Here is a 17,787-nt window from a genome sequence, read left to right as displayed (position 1 = left end):
GTCAAGGAGGCGTCGGGGAAATGAAAGGACGTTTCAGTAAGATCGTCATTCCAGGTCTATTAATTATGAATCTATCGCTAATCGTTCACCTGATGGGAGAAACGGAAGCTTCCTTTTCGAGTCAGGAGTCAACTGAAACCATGACGTTTTCTGTGGCATTCGTGTTTCCTACAACCATTAAGAAGCTAGAGGAGAATGCAAGATACCATGTCAGGGAGATCGAGAAACTTTATAGGGGATATCAGAAGTTGAACCTGGATGAGGCCCTTCTTTTAACAGAAACATTGGTCTCTCTTGATCAAGAGTTACAAAGGCTCTATAGGGAGTTAGATGGTTATAATCAACAAGCTATCAAGGACCCGGAAGCTTTCAATTATGTCATACAAGGATTTGGTCGGATGGACAAGCTGGTAGTGGAATTGGATTCTGCGGAGAGAATGTCCCAACTGGAATCGTATATAGAGAGTTTGAAAGAAGAGTCTCAACTAGAGCCTTCTAAGCAGGTTGAAGAAGAGAAGATGGAGCCTGCTGAATACGAAGAAGAAGTTGATCAGGAGGTTACTGGTGAAGTAGAGCCTGAGCAGGTACTCATTGAAGCTGAATCCGAATCTAAGACTGAAACAACTGAAGAAGAAATAGAATCAACTATTGAAAACACTGAAGCTACAATCGAAAACGATCATCACCCAGGAGGCGAGTCGCTATGAAGTTAGTACTCTTAATATTTAGAAAAATATTGATCGGCCTATCATTCTTCCTATTCTGTTCACTTGCTTTCATCGTTCTATCATCAAAAGCATCAGGTGGTGAACCTACCATTTTGAATCATCAATTTAAAGTCGTTCTATCAGGTTCCATGGAGCCAACTTTTCAAACAGGATCCATCATTGTGATTGAGAAAGCCAAGAACAATGCTGCCTATAAAAAAGATCAGATCATCACCTTTCAATCCGGGGATAAGTTAATTACACATAGAATCATTGATATGAAAGAGAGTAACGGTCAGACCCTGTATATCACAAAAGGGGACAACAATGACGCCCCTGATCGGGATTATGTGCTATCTCAAAACATCGTAGGGAGCTACAAGGAGTTTACCATCCCATACATAGGCTACATGGTAAACTATGCTTCATCCAAAATCGGATCTGCCCTTTTGCTATTTATTCCGGGGTTACTGCTGGTCTTATCAGCGGCTCGATCCATCTTTATGACATTAAAGGAAGTCGAAATGAAGACCACTGGTTGATCCTATTATTTGTTGAGTGAAGCAAATAGTAGATTAATAAATAGACAACGCAAAGGGAGGAAGAAAAACATGAGTTTTGCAAAGAAGGTAAGCAAGGGAGTATTAACGGCAGCATTAGGATTTTCATTAATGGGTGGAGGTACATACGCATATTTTAGCGACACAGTTGAGACTCAGAATACATTCGCAGCGGGTACATTGGATCTGGCCGTGAACCCGGAAGTCGTCGTCAATGTAGAAAACATCAAGCCTGGGGATGAAATCCAGCGTGAATTCACATTGGAAAACAATGGGACACTGGATATCTACAAAGTGCTACTCGGGACGAGCTACACAGTTGACGATGCCATGCTGAATGGAGCTGCAAACGCAGATGACTTAGCCAAGCATATAAAGGTGACCATCATGTACAATCAGGGAAGCGCGTATTCACCAATAGTGGAGACTTCTCTATATGAACTGAAGGATCAAACACCTGATCTTACTGCGATGAACACATTCGTGGGCAGTGAAATCGTTCCTGATGGTATTCCGGCAGGTGGCAAAGAGAAAATCATAGTTCTGTTCGAATTCGTGAATAACGGAGAAGACCAAAATGAATTCCAGGGAGATGCCCTGCAAGTGAATTGGACGTTCAACGCGGAGCAAGGTGAAGGGACGCTTCATGAATAAGTAATCAAAAACCCTGGGAGGGATTCCAGGGTTTTATTTTTAGTGTACCAGGTACAAATCCATCATGTTGTACCGGGTACACTTGTTATGACAGGTGTGCCTGGCACCGCGACGGTCACATATTATTTCATTAATTGATTCGATAATTGAACCGCCTTTTTAAACTTCTCGGATCCTACGTAATATTCATATAACACCTTCCCGAACCTTTCAATCAACAACACATTTTTCGTTTCAAAAAAATAGGGCAGTGCTTTGTTTTCGAGATAAGAAAAGTAGTCATCGCTCTTATTGTCCATACGGAGAGAAAAAAGTTCAAATAAGGTAGTGAATTGGGTGCTGTTTGCGCTTTTGCTTTCTGATAGGCCGTGTTGGATATGTTTCTTTATCTGTTTTGAATTTGCGAGATTTCCTTCAATGCAAGCATCTGTAAAATTACATAATCGCCGCAAATAAGGTATTGACCCTTTTTCCGCCAGATTCAGCGCTTCTTTAAAGCATTTTTTGGCAAGGGCATATTCTTTACGATTGTAATACTCATACCCCAAGTTATTTAGGAGAGCCCCTTTTTGATCTGAATACCCAAGTGAATCGGTGTCCTGAATCAGGCTCTTATATCTTTCCACCAGATCCTCGAATTCAAGATACATCTCACTGCTCAACTGAAGGAGCATTAAGGTCTCAGCCTTGATTGCACCGGTGTAATTATTCGTCTTTTTAAAAAAACTGAGGGCTTTACCGGCATAAAAGTAGGACATCACTTTATTTCCAATACAGTGGTAAGCAATCGATATATGATAATAGCATTCTTCATTTTTATATGTATCCATATCTATCTTCTTTAAGACTTGCAACGCTTTTTGCTGGTTTTCATCCGTGTTGTCTCTTATATAGATCAGTCCTTGAACGTGAAGGAACAGATTGGTCTCATAGGCTGTGAGAGGGCTTGAACCCCTATGGATGGAATCCAGAATGTTTGAAGAGAGGTCATCATTATTATGCAGGAGATAGTACCTCGCCCTAAGTAAGTGATAATAGACTCCATATTTCGAGGACTCGAGAAACGGAGATTTTTCAAGTTCGGATTTCATTTGTTCCACGAGATTCATCCTCCTCATGATGATGCTATTATGCCAGAGCTGAAGCTGCTTTTCGACTTGGTGAAAAGTGGTGATTTCATGATGAATATCGATTCCCAGACGCTCTGAAAAGAGTGAGATGATATCGTCTGAATAAGCCGTTTTACCCCTCTCGATCTTACTGACATGCGTCGTTGTACATATACCTTCCCCCAATTGAGACTGGGTGAGACCTGCTTTCTCCCTATAAAATCGAATGATCTCCCCTGTGTGCATGGTGAACCCCTCCTTTTATAAATCCCTTTATGACTAGTATTTGGTAGGGGGAGGGGTTTTTCCTGCTTTGGGAGTAGTGGTGAAAATTAAATGAGTGGTATGGCATGGGGTTTTGGTGGAAATTGGGTTGAGTGGGCATGAGGAATAAAGATTATTCGACAAGAAGGATTAATTATTTGAAAATCGGATCAATTTTCCCAATTCCCAATTAATTACTTGAAATCAGGATTGAAAAAACCAGATAAGGATTAATCTACCGTGAAAGTGGATTTATTATTAGAGATATGTGAAATTAACCTTCTAATTCAAAAGAATTAGTGGTTAAAAACATATGAAACCAGCTTAAATACGCAAATCCACATAAAAAAACCCCCTCGATTTTCACTCGAAAAGGTCACTTCAACTTCTCAATATCCTCGATGATCTCTTCATATGGAGGATTGGACACCCCTTCATACTGCTTCAGCAAAACCCCATTTTCACTCACTAAATAAAAAGAAGTTCCATGAACAAATTGATTAGAGCCTTCCACTTGAGCAGCAGGAGTTTTAAAGGAGACATTGGCGAATGATTCGATCTCGTCACGTGAGTATCCCGTCAAAAAGCTCCAATTCTCATCATCCATTTCATATCGGCCACTATATTCTTTCAACACTTCAGGAGTATCATGTTCGGGATCCACACTAATCGAAACCAGCTGGACATCATCATCAAATCCCGCATCCCTTATCTTCTTTTGAAGCTTCGACATATTCGCCGTCATAGGAAGGCAAACGGTATCACAATTCGTAAAGATGAAATCAGCAATCACAATCTTTCCCTCATTCAGCTCACCTAAAGACGTAGTCTCCCCATTCTGATCCACGGCAGCCAAATCACCGACCTCTACTTTCATAGGAAAAGACTCCTCAACATTCTCCCCCCGGCAGCCAGCCAAGAAGAAAAGAGATAACGCAACCGCAGCAATCATACATTTAAATCCCACTCCACTTCCTCCTTCTAAACAGAGGTCCGTCCCTCACATTGAAAGAGGGACGGACCTTGTCTGGTTAGTCTATGAATTGTTTGTCAATTAAATCTGTGAATTCCGGTTTTTCTTTCAGGAACTTCAGTTCATAGGATGAGTCGGCGAAGGCTTGAACGGCATCGGAGTCCACTTTGTAAGTGAAACCGATTCGTTCCCATGCCTGATCTACGACTTCTTTGCTCAGTTCTTGGCCGGTTACGTCTTTCACGTCTTTAATCGTGATTTCTTTTGCTTCTTCGGGATTTTCAGCGATGAAAGAAGTTGCTTCTTTATGAGCGTCCACGATTTTTTGAATCGTATCCGGATTTTCTTTCACGGATTTTCCAGACGCTACAAGTACGGAAGCAGGAAGTGTTTCACCGAATGAAATTTCGTCATGATCGATGATGATGTTGGCACCTGTTTCCTGTTGAATCACGGCTGCCCATGGTTCCGGCGCTACGGCAATATCGACTTTCCCTGATTTCAGCATGTTGGCATATTGAGCCGGGTTTCCTGTTACGTGCTTCATGGTCCCACCGATACGTTGAGATTCAATGCCATGTTCTTTCAAGAATGTTTCGACCTGAACATCATGCGTGCAACCGACGGCAGGGGTGATGAAGGATTTGCCTGCAAAATCGTCCACGGTTTTCACGCCGCTTTCCTTACTTGCCAGAACCACCGTTCCACCAGTAGATCCCCCACCAATGATCTTCACGTCGGCACCGGTCATGTAGTTGTTCATGGCTGGACCAGGCCCGACAAGACCCGCATCAATTTCGCCTGTTTTCAAAGCGGTCATAAAGGACGAGCCATCGGGAAAGGTTTTGTATTCAATCTTTGTACCGTCACCCAACTGCTCTTCATAAAATCCCTTGTCCTTCGCAACCATAGCGGGAACGTGGTTAATATTAGGGAAGTAACCGATGACGACCTTTTCACTTACGTCTCCGCCTGAGCTCTTTTCAGTACCGCATCCTGCCAAAACACCTAGGAATGTAAAGAAAATCGTCATGAGTAGAAATGCTTTTTTCATTTTGTAACCTCCTGTTTTTTATTAAAGAGGCAGGCCACCATCACCTGCCTCATTTTTTCGACTATGCCTATGACTCCAATCCCCAACGCTTGATCACAGATTTTTCAATGCGCTGGAAAATGAGTTGATCCACAATCGCTCCTATGACTCCAATGATGATCATGACGGCAATGACCAGGCTCATGTCACCAAAGTCTGATGCGTATCGAAGAGTGTAGCCGAGTCCTGGACCGGTGCTTAATAGTTCCCCTGCCATTAAAGCTCTCCAGGCAAAGGCCCATGCAAGGCGTGAACCCGTGACCACATAAGGGATCGATGCCGGGAAGATGACTCGAATGAATAAGTCCAAACCTCTCGATCCCATCGTTTGAGCTGCTTTCAAAAAAAGGGGAGAGACGTTTTTTATGCCCATTCGAATGTTGAGTGCCATGACGAATGTACCTCCAAGGATGACCACGAAAATGACGGCTTTTTCATTAAGGCCGAACCACATGATGGCCAGTGGCAGCCACACAATGCTCGGTACACTCTGGAAGGCTAGTAGTAAAGATCCCAGTGTATCGTCGGCCGTTTTGGATTTGGCGAGAAGAACGCCGATGCTGGTTCCGATAACGAGGGAAATCCCCAATCCGATGAATAAGCGTTTGAAGCTTGCAAAAAGGTCAATGATCAAGGTTTGATCGGCAATCCCAGTAAATAGGGCCTGGAAAACGGAAGTGGGAGAGGGGAGGACAACTTCCGTCCATAGTCCGAATCGTGATCCCGATTCCCAAAGGCCAATAATGAGGGCAAAAAAGATGATACGTTTAAGAGCTGTGTTCATAGGCCAATTCCTCACTTATCACTTTGTCGATTTCCTTCTTTAAATAGCTCATGATATGTTCTTCGATCTTTACCATTTCCTCTTTATGGGCATCCCGTGGACGGGGGAGATCCACTTTGATATCTGCCAAGATCGTGCCGGGGCGGGTACCCATAACGATGATCCGGTCTGAAAGCTTAATAGATTCCGAGATACTGTGAGTGACGAACAGGACGGTTTTCTTCGTTTCCATCCAAATCGTTTCAAGCTGGTGATGAAGGCGGGAGCGGGTCTGTTCATCCAGTGCGCCGAATGGTTCATCCATGAGAAGGATTTCCGGGTTCATGGAGAGAGCCCGTGCAATGGCCACCCGCTGCTGCATTCCCCCTGAAAGCTCATGAGGGTAATGATCCTGATAGTTTCCCAGCTGGACCATATGTAAATATTTTGCGGCTTGCTGTCTTGCCTCTTTCTTAGACATCTCTTTTTTCAGAGGGAACGTCACATTGTCACGCACATTCAACCATGGAAAAAGTGCCGCTTGCTGGAAAACCATCCCCCGGTCTTTTCCGGGTTTTTTGATCGGATTTCCATCTACAAGAATCTCTCCCGAAGTCAAGGAGGTCAGTCCTGCCACGATGGAGAGGAGAGTGGATTTACCGCATCCTGAAGGTCCCAGGATTGAAACAAACTCACCCTTATCTATCCCGAGAGTAATCTCCTTCAGTACATCGGTTGGTTTTCCTGATTTATCGAGGTATTGCTTATTGAGATGGTTGATCTGTATAAACATGTCATCACCCTTATCTTATAATTCATATTAGTTTAGTCGGAATATAAATAATACAATTATAGTATATTGGGGGAGGTTGTCAAGGTTTCCTTTATTTTGGAGGAGATGGATAAATGACGAGCTTGTCAACCCTCAAGAGCATTTTGTAAATAAAATGAAAAAATATTCAAAGAAGTGAAATATATGGTGAATCACTATCGTCTAATATATAAAAAGAAAAAAGCGGGGGAATGAGATGTCCAACAATAGATTGGTCGCAGATTGGTTTCGGCTTTACAGTGATCCTATATATACATTCTTGGTATATCGAATGGGTTCCACTGATGTGGAAGATCTTGTTCAGGAAGTATTCATTCGGGCATTGAATTCCGTGGATTCGTTTGAAGGAAAAGCGAATCCGAAAACATGGTTATATTCCATTGCCAGGAATCTTGCCCTCGATGAACTTAGAAAGCAGAAGAGGATTAAATGGTCCATTACTTCTTTTTCCCAAAAAGATCATGAAGCCGCTTCTTTAGAAACACCAGAATCTCTTTATTTTCTAAATGAAGGAAGTCGCGAGCTTCTAACCACTATTCAGAAACTTAAATCTAATTATCGGGATGTATTGGTATTAAGAGGAATAAATGGCATTGATGTAAAAGAAACGGCCACTATTCTAAATTGGACGGAGAACAAAGTACGGATCACCTATCACCGTGCGTGTAAAAAGCTGCAATCCATAACAGGAGGATATACAAATGAAGAATCAAAATGAAAACAATCTATCAAAAAAGCTACCCCGGCTTCAATTAAATGACGAGTCGAAAGAACGGATTCATACAGCCATACTTCATCATGAAACTTCTCCGTCTTCACGGAAGAAAGGTTGGAAAGAGGGCAGGTTTAAAAGCTTTGCCGCTGCAGCTGTAGGGTTGCTGGTTTTTTCAATCTTGACGGTATATATCATTTCCGAAACAGACAAAGATAAAGCAAATCAGTTATTCGCTGACGCTGAGAAAAACATTCAAGCGGTTTATGAAGAAATGGAATTGAACCTGCAAGAAACGGAAGAAGGCGGATTACTAAAAACGATTGAACCTTCAGAACTAAAGTCGGCTCAAGTTTCACTCCGAAATGCTGAGAAGGAAATTTTAGAAAGTAGCGAAGAGAAGGAAAGGGATCTTCGTCAACAATTAATCCCCATGATGAAAGAAATAGAAGATTATAACCAAATCGTTCCCGTGGCCAATGGGCTTCAACAGAACATTAATGATGTGAGCAGTCTCCTGGAGAAAAGTCCTTTAGAAGAAAAAATGACAGAAAAGGTAGCTTCCCTCAAAAGTGAACTGGCAGAAAAATTAAAGGCATTCCAAAAACTTGAAAGTTCATCACTTAGAGCGTTTTTTACCAATCAATATTCCACACAGGTGAATCGTATTGATCAAACTTTCAATCAATATAAAGAAGTACAAGAAGAAATCCAAAACCTAAAAGATATTGCAGAAGAACAATCTTTAAACGAACAGGATTTCTTAAAAGAAGCAGAGAGAATGATGGAACAGGTTAACCTTTTGCCGGATAATCAGACGACTGCTGATATGAAAGAAGAAATACAGTCGGCACAAGATACGTTCAATCAGGTGAAAGGAGAGGTGGAAGACAAAAAGCGTCTGGAAGAAGAAGCGAGTCTTGAAAAGGAACGGGAAAGCAGCGATGGAACGAGAAATGGCTCTTCAGCTGAGAAAGAAGATGATGATACAATTCAAGACAGTCCTGAAGACGAATTATACCCGATGGAATTTACCATGACAGATTCAAACGGACATACGTTTAAGCTAAGTCGTGATTTCGAAATCCATAAAATCGGAAAGGAATATGATGAAATTGCGAAAAAATACGGAGGACGCTTCTACTATACTCCTAGCTCAGATATGTCACACGTCATTATAGGCAGAAAGATCATAGCGACCGTTTCTCTCGTGTCTGCAGCTGATATAGAATATAAAGACCTCTTTATCGATTTGATGTCACTTCGATCAAGAAAATATACAAGGGATCAATTCGCATCCATTGTAGACACGGTCATTCAGAGTGGTGAGCCATATAAAGTTGAGGAAGGGGACTCGGGGGAATTACTCTCGGTGAAAAATGGAATGTTGGTTTATCATGGATGGTGAGGGACTAAAGAATGAATGAAAAGTCAGAAGAGGCATCCTGATCAGGGGATGTCTTTTTTGCTTTCTTTTACAGGGTTCTAAGTACAAATTCTCCCTCAGTTGCCTGAAATCCAATCCATAACATCTGCACTTGGAGCATATTTCATGAAAATTTAAATCCTCTCATCATTTCTCCCATAAGCTAACCACCTTAAAAAAATTCCACTACAGTGGGCTTTTTAAGCAATCTTCTTATCCGAAAATCGAAGCTTTGATCATCTTTGGTAAAAAATAATAGTAAAATTTAATTATTTTATTTACTAAAATGTTTACTATAATAGCGCTTTCACGTTATACTGTTTTTAAAGATTTAGAAAAGTCTTCATTCAGCTTTGATAAAGTAGCTAAAAAGAGAGATTGATAGAGAGGAGTTTCAACTATGGTATTCACAATTGTTTCCTTCCTGTTTTTCACGCTTCTTGTTGCGTTGATTTCGTATTGGAAAACAAAGGATGAGGATCTGGGGACGCAGGAAGGGTATTTTCTTGCAGGACGCAGCTTGACCGGCTGGGTGATCGGGGGATCGCTCATGCTTACAAATTTATCGACGGAGCAGTTGATCGGCCTGAATGCCCAAGGTTACACCGATAATATGTCGGTGATGGGCTGGGAAGTGGGATCGGCGATTGCTCTGGTTCTTGTAGCGTTTTATTTACTTCCCCGTTATTTAAAAGGGGGAATCACGACGATACCTGATTTTCTTGAAGAACGATTTGACTCTGGTACGAAGCAAATCGTTACGATTCTCTTCTTGTTCGGGTATGTGTTCAACCTACTGCCGCCAATTCTTTACTCAGGAGCAGTGGCACTGAGTGGAATCTTCAATGTTCCTGAAATGCTGGGAGTGGACCGTACAACGGCACTTTGGATCACGGTTTGGTCGATTGGGATCATTGGCTCCTTGTATGCCATTTTCGGTGGATTGAAAGCGGTTGCCGTTTCCGACACCATCAACGGAGTCGGGCTTTTGATCGGTGGATTGATGATTCCGGTTATTGGATTATTTGTTCTGGGTGACGGTTCCCTCTTTAAAGGGTTCGGCACCATTATGGAAAATACCCCTGAGAAATTGAATGCAATCGGTAAACCGGAAGATCCCGTTCCGTTCAGTACGATGTTTACGGGGATGCTTCTGGTGAATCTTTTCTATTGGGGAACAGCTCAGCATATTATGCAGCGAGCACTTGCCGCGAAGAATCTGAAAGAAGGTCAGAAAGGGGTTCTGATTGCAGCAGCATTGAAGTTGATCGGACCGTTTTTCTTAATTCTGCCTGGGATCATCGCGTTTAACATGTTTGGGGAAAATCTTGAGCCGACGGATGCGTATCCACGATTAGTGAATGAGATTTTGCCGACGCCTCTTGTAGGGTTCTTCGCAGCTGTGTTGTTCGGGGCGATCTTATCGTCATTTAACTCAGCGCTGAACTCTTCTGTTACACTATTTACGTTAAATATTTATAAGCCATACGTGAAACCCGGTGCTTCTGATAAGCAGCTTGTTAAAAACGGGAAGTACTTCGGGGTCTTATTGGCGGTTTTCGCCATGGTTTTGGCACCGCTCATTGAAAAGGCGCCACAAGGCTTCTTCCAGTATCTTCAGATTGTAAACGGTTTCTACAATGTGCCGATCTTTACGATTATCATTATTGGGTACATGACGAAACGTGTACCGGCGATTGCAGCGAAAATTTCGCTATTTGTGTTCATTACCTTGTATGCGATTACACAGTTATTCTGGGATACAGGTCTTCACTTCCTGCACATATTAGGGATTCTTTTCGTTTTATGTTCCGCACTGATGCTCGTCATCGGGAAGTTCAAACCGAGAGACACGGAGTATACGTTGCAGGAATCTCATAAGGTGGATATGACACCATGGAAAATTGTCTACCCGATCGGGATTGCTTGTACGATTGCGATGATTATCATTTATATGGTCTTCTCTCCTGTAGGTATTGGAGCGTAGGGTGAAGTTTACAACAAAACAGTCAGGTGATTGCCTGGCTGTTTTCTTTTATATTCAACCAAATGGGAGGTCCCTCAATTGAAAAAAAATACACGCATTTACGTGAACGAATCCAACCAACAATTTCACCTGCAAGGGAAAAATATCAGCTATATTTTCAATGTGCTGAGAAATGGGCAGCTTGGACATCTCTATTACGGGAAGAAAGTTCGTCATCGTGACGATTTTTCCCACCTTTACAAAGAGGAGCATCGAGCGACTTCTTCATGTGTATATGAAGGGGATTTATCCTTTTCACTCGACTTCCTTCGTCAGGAATATCCGAGCTACGGGACAACCGATTACCGTGAGCCAGCCTTTCAGATTCTCCAGGAAAATGGGAGCCGTATAACGAATTTTCGTTATGACGGCTATCGGATCCTTCCCGGAAAGCCGGAGTTGGACGGGCTTCCTGCCACATATTCAGAAAACGACTCTGAAGCAGAGACCCTTGAAATTACGCTAAGGGATGAGCTGATCGGTTCAAGGATTATTCTTTTATATTCCTGTTATGACGACCGTGACTTGATCGTACGTTCAGCGAAATTCGTGAATGACGGGAATCAAAAGCTTCAACTGGATCGTTCATTAAGTTGTTCGGTTGATTTACCTGATTCTTCTTTTGATCTGGTTCAGTTATCCGGTGGCTGGTCAAGGGAACGTCATGTGAAAACGAGATCGTTACAGCAGGGGATTCAAAATATTTCAAGTACTCGTGGAACGAGCAGCAGTCAGCAAAACCCGTTCCTGGCCCTTAAACGCCCTGAAACGACAGAGCATCAAGGGGAGGTCTATGGTTTCAGTCTCGTGTACAGCGGGAACTTTTTAGCACAGGTTGAAGTGGATCAGTATGATGTCACGCGGATTTCTATGGGAATCAACCCCTTTGATTTCAGCTGGCTTTTGGATAGTGGAGAGAGCTTCCAAACCCCGGAAGTGGTCCTGGCTTATTCAGATGCCGGGTTGAATGGGCTCAGCGGGGAGTATCACGATTTATACAGAAGCAGGCTTGTTCGTGGCGTGTGGCGTGACAAAGCACGTCCAGTTCTGATCAACAACTGGGAAGCCACCTATTTTGATTTTGATGAAGAGAAGATTTTAACGATCGCCCGCACGGCCAAAGACATGGGAGTGGAGTTGTTTGTCCTGGATGACGGCTGGTTCGGGAAACGAAATGACGATACCACCTCACTGGGGGACTGGGTAGTCGATGAGGATAAACTTCCGGAAGGTATCCCGTCCGTTGCGGAGAAAATTAAGCAGTTGGGCATGGAGTTCGGGTTGTGGTTCGAGCCAGAAATGGTGTCGAAGGTCAGTGATCTCTATAAAGAGCATCCAGACTGGATCATTCATGTCCCGGGCAGATCTTCTTCACACGGACGTCATCAATATGTACTCGATTTTTCCAGAAAAGAAGTGGTGGACCATATTTATGACATGATGGCGGATGTATTGGATAAAGCTCCTATTTCGTATGTGAAATGGGATATGAACCGTTATATGACCGAGGTTGGTTCAGCGGCACTTCCGTCCGGACGTCAGCGGGAAGTCCCTCACCGGTATATCCTCGGTGTGTATGATTTGTATGATAGGCTGACTTCCGCTTTTCCTCATATATTATTCGAATCCTGCGCAAGTGGTGGGGCAAGGTTTGATCCGGGTATGCTGTTCTATGCTCCTCAAGCTTGGACCAGTGACGATACGGATGCAGTGGAACGACTGAAAATCCAATATGGGACATCACTGGTGTATCCGCTAAGCTCAATGGGGGCTCACGTATCGGAGGTTCCGAATCATCAGGTAAGACGTGTCACATCCCTGGATACAAGGGGGAATACTGCTTTCTTTGGTGTTTTCGGATATGAACTTGATGTGACGAAAATGACTGTTCACGAGACGGAGCAGGTAAAAGTCCAGATCGATTTTTATAAAAAGCATCGGAAGACCCTCCAATACGGGAATTTCTACCGTTTGATCAGTCCGTTTGAGGGGGATGGAAACGTGACCTCTTGGATGACGGTGTCCAATGATCGAAAAGAGGCGATTGCAGGATATTATCAAGTTCTTTCTAAACCGAATCATGGATATGAACGGCTTTTACTGAAGGGGCTCCATCCGGATAAGGAATATCGTATTAATGGGCGAGATGGAACCTATTTCGGAGATGAACTGATGCATGTAGGAATTCAGCTGGATAGCGGCTATTCCGGCACGCAACTTGGAGGTATCGAAGAGTCGGGTGACTTTACTTCTGTGATCTTTATTATATCTGAGGTGGAGTGAAAACATTGTATTAACATCAGGCCATGATTGATTGAGGTCTGATGTTTTTTTACACCTTAATTGAAATAAAGGAAAACCAATAGAGTAACTTAGTAAAACTTTTACTAAAATTTTATTGACCTTTTTCCTGGCTTGATTTATCATGAGGTTGAAAGCGGTTTCTGTGTTAAAGAAGTACATCTGGGATATTCACTACAGAATACTCGCGACATGAACGATAACTAACGGAAAGATTGGTATAAATAGTAGGAGGAATCAGAATGGATGTTCAGCAACTTTTCAGGAGCTTTAAGGATATTTTCGGCAGTGACGCAAACCGTGGCTTCTTTGCTCCCGGACGTATCAACTTAATCGGGGAACACACGGATTATAACGGAGGGCATGTGTTTCCATGTGCGATTACGTTCGGCACATATGCAGTGGCCAGAAAAAGAGAAGACCGCCTGGTGCGCCTTTATTCCTTAAACTTTGACCATACAGGAGTCATAGAATTTGATCTCGACAGCCTGGATTATGCTCAAGAGCATGATTGGGCGAATTACCCGAAAGGAATGATCCGTTATTTGAAGGATGCAAAGCATTCCATTAACAATGGAATGGACGTTCTTTTTTACGGGAATATTCCGAACGGAGCGGGATTATCTTCTTCGGCTTCCATTGAACTCGTCACGGGAGTCATGGTCCAGGAATTATTCGAACTGGATGTAGATCGGATCGCTCTCGTCAAGACTGGTCAAAAGGTGGAAAACGAGTTCATCGGCGTGAATAGCGGTATCATGGATCAATTTGCGATTGGAATGGGGAAAGAAGGAGCCGGCATATTACTGGATACTCACACTCTCCACTATCAATACGCACCGATTGATCTTGCACAGCACAATATTATCATCATGAATTCCAATAAACGACGGGAACTCGCCGGGTCCAAATACAATGAGCGGAGAGCGGAGTGCGAATCTGCTCTGAAAAGGCTGCAATCGGTGAAGGATATCGGTTCCCTGGGTGAATTGACCGAAGAAGAATTCCAGCTCCATAAACATGTGATCCCAAATGAAATCGAACAAAAACGAGCCAAGCATGCTGTGTACGAAAATCGCCGTACGCTTAAAGCACTTCAATTTTTACAAAACGGACAGCTTCATGAGTTTGGACAGTTGATGAATGAATCCCATGTATCGCTCCGTGACGATTATGAAGTGACAGGAAAAGAACTTGATGCTCTTGTAGAGGCAGCATGGAATCAACAGGGCGTAGTCGGAGCAAGGATGACCGGAGCAGGTTTCGGCGGCTGCGCAATTGCCATCGTGGAAAAGGATTATGTGGAGAGTTTCATTAACGGGGTAGGAAAAAAATATAAAGATGCCGTAGGGTTTCAAGCAACCTTTTATGTAGCGAGTATTGGAAATGGTGCAACAGAATTAGACAAAGAGGTGATCGTATGAATGTGTTAGTGCTGGGTGGTGCAGGTTATGTTGGTTCTCATGCGGTATTTCAGCTTGTAGAGCGAGGATACAGAACCATTGTTGTGGATAATTTGGAAACCGGTCACAGAGGAGCGGTTCATGAGGACGCTGTTTTTTACAACGGAGATATCAGGGATAAAGACTTTCTGCGGTCTGTGTTCGAAAGAGAAAGCATTGATGGGGTGATTCATTTTGCCGCGAATTCCCTTGTGGGTGAATCCATGGAGAATCCATTGAAGTACTTTGATAACAATGTGTATGGTACCCAGGTAACCCTGGAATTGATGAATGAATTCGGTGTGAAGCATATTGTGTTTTCTTCAACGGCTGCAACGTACGGGGAGCCTGAGCAGGTGCCGATTACAGAGAAGATGCCGACCGTACCGACCAACGCGTACGGGGAAACAAAGCTCACCATGGAAAAAATGATGAGATGGTGTGATGAGGCATATGGGATCAAGTTCGTTTCTCTCCGCTATTTCAATGTGGCAGGAGCGCGCGGGGAAATCGGAGAGGATCATACCCCTGAGACTCATTTGATTCCGATCATTCTTCAGGTGGCCCTCGAACAACGTGAATATATCACGATCTTTGGAGATGACTATGACACTCCCGACGGAACATGCATCCGTGATTACATTCATGTCGATGATTTGATCGAAGCCCACATTCTTGCCCTTGATTACCTGAAGCGTACCGGGGAAAGTAATATTTTCAACCTGGGAAGCAGTCAGGGGTTCTCGGTAAAAGAAATGATTCACGCTGCGAGAGAAGTGACCGGGCATCCCATCCCTGAGAAAATCGGCAAAAGAAGAGCCGGTGACCCGAGTAAATTGATCGCTTCTTCTGAAAAAGCGAAAGAAATGCTGGGCTGGAACCCATCCCGTACCTCGATAACCAAAATGATCGGTGATGCTTGGGAATGGCACGAAAACCATCCATATGGATACAACGATAGAAAGGGAGAGTGACTTTAGGATGAGCATTTTCTTGACCATTGATGCGATTGTGAAAAAGGCGGAAGGGGCGGAACTGATCGGGAAAGAAGATGAAGTCTATGCCAGGAACCGGATCCTTGCCCTTTTAAAAATGGAAGAGTACAAGACTGAAAAGACAGATTCATTCGACGATTTCTCCATTCCTGACCTTCTTGAAACTTTAACGGTTTATGCAGTGGAAAATGGAATCATCGAAGATCTGTTTGATCACAAAGAAATGTTCACGGCTACTGTGATGGACTGTTTTGTGGCACGTCCATCTGTCATCAATCAAATGTTTGCCGACCATTATAAACAAGATCCCAAACAGGCAACTGATTACTTTTACCAGCTCAGTCAGGACAGCAATTACATCCAGACGAAACGGATCAGTCAAAACATCAGCTACAAGGTGGATACTGAATACGGGGAACTCGATATTACGATCAATCTATCCAAGCCGGAAAAAGATCCAAAGCAAATTGCCCTGGAAAAGACCATGCCGAAAAAGGGTCAGATCTATCCACAGTGTTTACTATGTATTGAGAATGAAGGATATGAGGGGAGAATCGGTCATCCTGCCCGTGCCAATCACCGGATGATCCGCCTGAATCTCGCCGATGAAGGCTGGTTGCTACAGTATTCACCTTATGTCTATTACAACGAACACTGCATTGTATTATCGGAAACCCATCGCCCGATGGAAATCAATCGTGCCGGATTCGAGCGACTGCTTCATTTCGTTGATCAGTTCCCTCATTATTTTGCCGGATCGAATGCAGACCTTCCGATTGTCGGTGGATCTATCCTTTCCCACGATCACTATCAGGGTGGACATTATGACTTTGCCATGGCGAAAGCGGAAAAAGAATACACCTTTTCTATGAGCCGTCATCCTGAAGTGGAAGCGGCGATTGTGAAGTGGCCGATGTCGGTGATCCGCTTGAACAGTGAAAACATGGAATCTCTGTTGGATGCAGCAGAGGATATTCTGTCAGAGTGGAGAGGATACAGCGACCCTGAAGTTGAGGTACTGGCCTTTACCGGGGACACACCTCATAACACGATTACACCCACCGCCCGCATGAGAAACGGGAAGTATGAGATGGATCTGGTTCTTAGGAACAATCGAACGAATGAGGAACATCCAATGGGGATATTCCATCCTCATGAAGATGTCCATCATATCAAGAAGGAAAACATCGGCTTGATCGAAGTGATGGGACTTGCCGTTCTGCCGGCCCGCTTGAAAGATGAACTGCTGGAAGTGGAAAAGTCCATGCTGGGGGAAACTCACGAAGTGGCAGACTACCATAAGCCTTGGGTGGAACAGTTGAAGGACCGTTACCAAGGCGAAGTGACCATTGACAATGTCGGTGGCATCGTCAGAGAAGAATTAGGGAAGAAATTCTCTCGTGTACTTGAAGATGCTGGTGTATTTAAGAGGGATGATGAAGGACAGAAGGCGTTTATAAGGTTTGTGGCTGGATTTTGATAGAACCTTTGTAGTAGTTTAGCGATGTTTAGAACGCATATGGCTATTTTGTGAAGGAAATGACTTTTCTTGGGCTAAACAGAGTCGTTTTTAAGTGGAAAAGGAAAAAAAGTATACATTCTGTGATTTATGAGTTCGATTTGGAGACTTATGATCCGGTTTTCTCACTTTTTAGGGCCGGAAATCAAATCTAGGATCTGGAATTTCAGATATATCAGCGTATATTAGATTTTATCGGCGAAATTTCAAATATAACGGCGAAATATTGATTTTAACGGCGATATTTTAGATATAACGGCGCAATCAAGAATACGCTCCACTTTTGCTACTTTTTTGAGCCGTTTGACGAAAATTGCAAGATGCTCTTGGATAAGTATCATCAGATGATATGGATAATTACCATCTAAACGAAATAAATCCCCAACTGAAATAAGAAACCAATGAAGCCCA

General features: G+C 43.3%; 15 protein-coding genes. 10 read left to right on the top strand and 5 right to left on the bottom strand.

The window, feature by feature from the left end; all coding sequences use genetic code 11:
• Positions 1-20: 20 nt before the first annotated feature.
• The 3 genes from ACQKFO_RS14135 to ACQKFO_RS14125 all read left to right on the top strand — a co-directional run bounded on the left by ACQKFO_RS14135 (position 21) and on the right by ACQKFO_RS14125 (position 1,921).
• The gene (locus ACQKFO_RS14135; RefSeq protein WP_427599445.1) at positions 21-707 is read left to right on the top strand and encodes a hypothetical protein; all 687 of its coding nucleotides are present in this window, start codon (positions 21-23) and stop codon (positions 705-707) included.
• Positions 704-1,249: a signal peptidase I SipW gene (gene sipW, locus ACQKFO_RS14130; protein ID WP_427599444.1), complete on the top strand. Its 546-nt coding sequence runs from the start codon at positions 704-706 to the stop codon at positions 1,247-1,249. The genes ACQKFO_RS14135 and sipW overlap by 4 nt, the downstream gene beginning before the upstream one ends.
• A gap of 69 nt (positions 1,250-1,318) precedes the next feature.
• A complete protein-coding gene (locus ACQKFO_RS14125) occupies positions 1,319-1,921 on the top strand; it encodes a TasA family protein (protein WP_427599442.1) in 603 nt (200 codons plus the stop codon).
• A gap of 122 nt (positions 1,922-2,043) precedes the next feature.
• Here ACQKFO_RS14125 and ACQKFO_RS14120 read toward each other — a convergent pair whose 3' ends face one another.
• The 5 genes from ACQKFO_RS14120 to ACQKFO_RS14100 form a co-directional block, all read right to left on the bottom strand.
• The gene (locus ACQKFO_RS14120) at positions 2,044-3,276 is read right to left on the bottom strand and encodes a helix-turn-helix domain-containing protein (protein WP_427599441.1); all 1,233 of its coding nucleotides are present in this window, start codon (positions 3,274-3,276) and stop codon (positions 2,044-2,046) included.
• Positions 3,277-3,670: 394 nt separating this feature from the next.
• On the bottom strand, positions 3,671-4,261 hold the full coding sequence (locus tag ACQKFO_RS14115; protein WP_427599440.1) for an SCO family protein: 591 nt from the start codon (positions 4,259-4,261) through the stop codon (positions 3,671-3,673).
• Positions 4,262-4,325: 64 nt separating this feature from the next.
• Positions 4,326-5,321, bottom strand: coding sequence for an aliphatic sulfonate ABC transporter substrate-binding protein (locus tag ACQKFO_RS14110; protein ID WP_427599439.1), 996 nt, complete (start codon positions 5,319-5,321; stop codon positions 4,326-4,328).
• 67 nt (positions 5,322-5,388) lie between these two features.
• Positions 5,389-6,144, bottom strand: a complete 756-nt coding sequence (locus ACQKFO_RS14105) for an ABC transporter permease (RefSeq protein WP_324745540.1) — start codon at positions 6,142-6,144, stop codon at positions 5,389-5,391.
• Positions 6,128-6,916, bottom strand: coding sequence for an ABC transporter ATP-binding protein (locus ACQKFO_RS14100; RefSeq protein ID WP_427599437.1), 789 nt, complete (start codon positions 6,914-6,916; stop codon positions 6,128-6,130). Before ACQKFO_RS14100 ends, ACQKFO_RS14105 begins: the two co-directional genes overlap by 17 nt.
• Positions 6,917-7,151: 235 nt before the next feature.
• Between ACQKFO_RS14100 and ACQKFO_RS14095 the strand changes: the two genes are divergently transcribed.
• The 7 genes from ACQKFO_RS14095 (at position 7,152) to galT (ending at position 17,337) form a co-directional block, all read left to right on the top strand.
• Positions 7,152-7,673: an RNA polymerase sigma factor gene (locus tag ACQKFO_RS14095; protein ID WP_148995487.1), complete on the top strand. Its 522-nt coding sequence runs from the start codon at positions 7,152-7,154 to the stop codon at positions 7,671-7,673.
• Entirely contained in the window at positions 7,657-9,075 is a 1,419-nt protein-coding gene (locus tag ACQKFO_RS14090; protein ID WP_427599436.1) for a hypothetical protein, read from the top strand. The genes ACQKFO_RS14095 and ACQKFO_RS14090 overlap by 17 nt, the downstream gene beginning before the upstream one ends.
• Positions 9,076-9,493: 418 nt before the next feature.
• Complete coding sequence (locus ACQKFO_RS14085; RefSeq protein ID WP_427599434.1) at positions 9,494-11,080, top strand: solute:sodium symporter family transporter; 1,587 nt, start codon at positions 9,494-9,496, stop codon at positions 11,078-11,080.
• A gap of 78 nt (positions 11,081-11,158) precedes the next feature.
• A complete protein-coding gene (locus ACQKFO_RS14080) occupies positions 11,159-13,402 on the top strand; it encodes an alpha-galactosidase (RefSeq protein ID WP_427599433.1) in 2,244 nt (747 codons plus the stop codon).
• Between the two features lie 260 nt (positions 13,403-13,662).
• Positions 13,663-14,844 (top strand): galactokinase, encoded by a 1,182-nt coding sequence (locus ACQKFO_RS14075; RefSeq protein WP_427599432.1) that lies wholly within the window; start codon positions 13,663-13,665, stop codon positions 14,842-14,844.
• Complete coding sequence (galE, locus tag ACQKFO_RS14070; RefSeq protein ID WP_427599431.1) at positions 14,841-15,836, top strand: UDP-glucose 4-epimerase GalE; 996 nt, start codon at positions 14,841-14,843, stop codon at positions 15,834-15,836. The genes ACQKFO_RS14075 and galE overlap by 4 nt, the downstream gene beginning before the upstream one ends.
• A 7-nt stretch (positions 15,837-15,843) precedes the next feature.
• Positions 15,844-17,337 carry a UDP-glucose--hexose-1-phosphate uridylyltransferase gene (gene galT / locus ACQKFO_RS14065; protein ID WP_427599430.1) on the top strand — a complete coding sequence of 498 codons (1,494 nt, stop codon included), beginning with the start codon at positions 15,844-15,846 and terminating at the stop codon, positions 17,335-17,337.
• Positions 17,338-17,787: the final 450 nt, after the last annotated feature.

This window comes from Rossellomorea sp. NPDC071047 (assembly GCF_050270195.1).
Classification (GTDB): domain Bacteria; phylum Bacillota; class Bacilli; order Bacillales; family Bacillaceae_B; genus Rossellomorea.
This window is presented reverse-complemented; position numbering and strand designations above follow the sequence as displayed.